The sequence below is a fragment of the Oceanobacillus luteolus genome (assembly GCF_042678205.1).
GTDB classification, from domain to species: Bacteria; Bacillota; Bacilli; order Bacillales; family Amphibacillaceae; genus Oceanobacillus; species Oceanobacillus luteolus.
In genome coordinates this window covers 1-3,538 of sequence record NZ_JBHUDE010000096.1, presented here as the reverse complement: position 1 = coordinate 3,538, position 3,538 = coordinate 1, and the positions used below count along the sequence as shown (strand labels likewise).

General features: G+C 34.3%; 4 protein-coding genes. 2 read left to right on the top strand and 2 right to left on the bottom strand.

Features of this window, described 5'->3' with window-relative positions; genetic code table 11:
* Positions 1-502: 502 nt before the first annotated feature.
* Positions 503-1,414, top strand: a complete 912-nt coding sequence (locus ACFSBH_RS12470; protein WP_379597799.1) for a S8 family peptidase — start codon at positions 503-505, stop codon at positions 1,412-1,414.
* A 37-nt stretch (positions 1,415-1,451) separates the two neighbouring features.
* The gene (locus ACFSBH_RS12465; RefSeq protein ID WP_379597797.1) at positions 1,452-2,054 is read left to right on the top strand and encodes a hypothetical protein; all 603 of its coding nucleotides are present in this window, start codon (positions 1,452-1,454) and stop codon (positions 2,052-2,054) included.
* Between the two features lie 470 nt (positions 2,055-2,524).
* On the opposite strand, the gene ACFSBH_RS12460 is transcribed toward ACFSBH_RS12465, so the two are convergent.
* Positions 2,525-3,019: a hypothetical protein gene (locus ACFSBH_RS12460; protein WP_379597795.1), complete on the bottom strand. Its 495-nt coding sequence runs from the start codon at positions 3,017-3,019 to the stop codon at positions 2,525-2,527.
* Positions 3,010-3,264 carry a hypothetical protein gene (locus ACFSBH_RS12455; RefSeq protein ID WP_379597793.1) on the bottom strand — a complete coding sequence of 85 codons (255 nt, stop codon included), beginning with the start codon at positions 3,262-3,264 and terminating at the stop codon, positions 3,010-3,012. The genes ACFSBH_RS12460 and ACFSBH_RS12455 overlap by 10 nt, the downstream gene beginning before the upstream one ends.
* Positions 3,265-3,538: the final 274 nt, after the last annotated feature.

Genomic DNA, 3,538 nt, shown 5'->3' with positions numbered 1-3,538 from the left:
TTGGTCACCGTCCATTCCAGCGGAATGTCGTGTACCAAATAAAACTAAATAAATCATAACAATAGTCCACATCTAAAACTAGGTGTGGATTATTTGACGTTTACCTAAAATGGAAGTTTGGCGGTAAGTCAGATACAACAATCGACTTTGTTTCCGATAGTGGGGCATCTTCTTATGCTGGGGTAGTAAAAGTTGATAAAGAATACCGTTCAAATTACCAGAGAGGTTGGGCAAGAGACTGGCATGTTGTTCAAGGGTACACAGATATTATGTTTGAAGTTTCTGGCAGTTTTAGTGCTGGATTCGAAGGTTTAAGCATCAGTATTAATGCGGGTAACGGCTGGCATCAGTATGCAATAGTAGAAGCGGTTAGAATGCCGTCAAAGACCATGGGTGCATATGGAGTCTATTATTCAGCTGGTCATTACTACTAAATGAAATAGGAACTTGTATATACTCATAGAGTGTATTCAAGTTCCTATAATAATAAGGTTGTATAGTTATGAAAAAAATAATAGTTTATATTTTAATAATAATTTCTCTAACAAGTTGCTCACATAATATATCCCAAGAACAACATATTGGCTATAATCAGGATATATATGAACTATTGAATCTCGAGCCTGGTATTAACAAGTTAGAATTCAATAGCGAGTTAAAGGTAGGTATCATAGACACGGGGTTTGATTTAAAACATCCTAATTTAAATCTAATATCTATGAACCAAATTGGTAATCAAACTAAAGACCAACACGGAACTACCATATCGGGCATTATATCAGCAAAAGCAAATGAAATAAATGATTTTTCGGGTGTTATCCCAGGATTAAGCTTATACGTATATGACTTACCTTCAGAAAAACTTAAAGTTGAAAATTTAACGTTAGCAATAAATGAGCTTCGTGAAAATGATGTTGATGTAATTAATATAAGTTTGGCAACTAACATGTATGACGAAGAATTATATAATGCTGTATTGAATGCTATCAATGAAGATATTGTTATAGTGGCTTCCGGCGGGAATTTTGGGGATAATGACAAGTATTATCCGGCTTCATTCGAAATACCAGGTTTAATTTCGGTAGGAGCATTAAATATGTCAAATGATGTATTAGCTTCAAGTACTTATAATGATACAATTGATGTATGGGCCCCAGGGGAAAACGTTTATTCTTTAGGTGCTTCACACAATAGTTTAGACAACTATGTAGGAACTTCTGTTTCAACACCTTTTGTTACGTCTTTAGTGGCGAAAGTCATTGGAAATTGTAATGATAAAAATCTTAATCCAGGACAAATAGAAAAATTAATTAAAAAAAGTGCTACTAGCTTTTCTACTAAATGGCAAAATAAAGAAGTTAATGTATTTTTAATTAATTTCAAAAAAACTTTAAATGAATGTAAAAATAATTGAGGTGAAGAAAATGAACCGTATAATATTATTATTTGTTGTGACAATTGGAACATTATTTTTAGCAGCATGTAATTTGAATTCGGATTCAGCAGAAGAGTCCTCCGCATATACCGTTTTAAATGGGGAACTACTTAAAGAATCAGTAGATGAATTGTTAATTACAGCAATAGAAAACGAAACTGATATTACTCTGGATGATTACAAAATAAATATTACAGAAGTAAATAATATTGAAAATATAAGTATAACTACTTTCTTACTAGAAAATAATGAAAGTCAGAAAAAGAATAAATATGGATTTCTAACTGCAAATCGTACAGATAAAGATAAATATGAATTTCATGACTTTGTTATTAATGAGATCACAGATGAACAACCATTTTCTGTTTTTCATTATTCAGGTGGTACTCCTACCGAGGTAGAAAGAACTCTTCGCATTTCAGTTGGTTATATTCATCATGAAGACATCTCAAAAATTCTCGTTAACTATGATAATAACTATACCTCTGCTATAATGCTTGGAAAAGAACAAGAAACATTTACAGAAATTAATGTCGGTGGAAGTGATGAAATAACATCAATAGTTGCTTTATCTAGCGAGGGGAATATTATCTATGAGGACACTTTCGCTATGCATTAAACGCTGTGTATCAGAGGAATGTTCACTGTTTACAGGTCTTTAATATTGCTTCGATTCCTCATTCATAGTTACCTTGTCCAAGTCATATAGCAAGGAATACTATACATAAAAAGGATTGTCATTTGTATACGCGGCTAAATGTAATCAAGTATTTAACCGGGTATACCTCTTTCTTATATAAGTGTCGAAATGCTCTGCAACATCCTTTTGTGTAAAACTGGTGTCAATAGTAGTAGCAAATTCCTGTGAAATTTCTTTGATTGATTTTCCTTCCCAACCAGCTCGCCCGCCCTATTACAAAGATACCGGCATTTGTTTTTGAAAGATAAAATAACTTTTGAATCTCACCTACACCAATAATCTCAGTAGATAAATGATCACGAGTTAATTGAATTAGAGTATCCACTCCCATTACTAAACAGGTAGGCGTGGACCTTTGCTATAAGCGTCACTTTCATCTCTCCTTGCATTTAAAGGATGTTGATTGCAATTTCAGGGTTTTTAATGTTAATATCGCTGAATATTTCGATTTTTCTTTTCGAGACAGACAGCCAGGTTTTGAGTAGCCTGTTCTTTAAGGGGGGGCGAGAAAACCATCTGGTTGGATGTGACCATCTCCCGTTTTCAAGGGAGTATATCGTGTTGATAAGTTTTTGATCATTAATCCACTTTTGCAGTTCAACCGTCTCCCTGCGGAAGACTGATTTTGCTAATCCTGCGATTACAAAAGGAGAATCTAGAAACCATTCTTTTCTGATTTTTTTGTCATAAACATTAGAATCTAGTAATTTATACTCTTTCTTTGATTTTTTTAGTTCTTCGAGGAGACTAGTGTGGACTCCTTCCACTCTTTTGCTATCGGTTTCAACAAGGTTCGAATGGTTATAGATAGGAAGGTATCCAGCTGGCATTTTTCCGTACACCCTATAGTAAGCTGATCGGACGACATCGATGATTATCTCCATTGTTTTATCCGAATATCTTCCCCTTCCAAATAGTCATATTCCCCCTTCCCATTTTTGAAGTCTACCCAGTCTTTGTGGCTTTCCAATTCGTAACCGCCCGGATTAGTCATAATTGCAGAACCTATTTTTATATCTGAATTGCCAAAAGTAATTACTGTTTGATCTCTGAATAAGTGAACCCTATCTCCATTGAAATACCGGCAGAATCTAGATTTTACAATTTCAGGGTACTTTTTCTTACCCATTATAATCCTCCTTTGAGTTCAAATATTATTACTGAATAACTCCAATGTTCTCATCGGTATACCCAATTTAGTTACTTCTGAAAAGTTCTTTTCTCTTAGAATTCTTATTCAACATTACCGCCCCTATTCTTCAACAAAAAGGGTCCGATCTCCTTCTTGAAGAAACGCACCCTTTCGTAATATAAGGTTAACCAGATATTTCTGGTTGACCATTTTTTATATGGTTTTATTATAACAGTAGCCGGGGTAGAACGTCTCTGCCCGTGGGACATTT